This is a genomic window from Paenibacillus sp. 10L310 (assembly GCF_056395745.1).
In genome coordinates this window covers 1-354 of sequence record NZ_JBFTKC010000083.1, presented here as the reverse complement: position 1 = coordinate 354, position 354 = coordinate 1, and the positions used below count along the sequence as shown (strand labels likewise).

1 protein-coding gene is annotated in these 354 nt (G+C 62.1%); it reads left to right on the top strand.

Annotated elements, in window-relative coordinates; genetic code table 11:
* Nucleotides 1–268: hypothetical protein (locus tag AC1DE7_RS31935; RefSeq protein ID WP_477535906.1), on the top strand; the 268-nt coding region annotated here is incomplete at its 5' end.
* Between the last annotated feature and the right edge of the window lie 86 nt (nt 269–354).

Sequence of the window (354 nt, the reverse complement as noted above, 5' to 3'; positions counted from 1 at the left end):
CCCTCACATGCTGATCAACCAGATGACTGCCCTGGAGACCGGTCCGGTCAGCGGTCACTGGATCGACGCCGGATTCCGCGGCCAGGACGCCACCCTGGAACGGTTGCGCATGGACCGGCAACTCGAAGAGGCACTCACCCACGGCCCTGACCCGCTCCACCTCGCCGTCGTGTTCGACCTCGACCCCAAGACCGCCATCCGTTACGCGAGCTCAGCCCGGCAGCTGCTGCAAACCTCGGTCGAACGCGACACTAGGAGTGGCTTGTGAAAAAGTGAAATATCCAACGTTAGCGCGATAGTTGACCAGAAACGATCAGCCATCGGCCTGGCAACCGGGCCAGGTTCGTAGCCAAG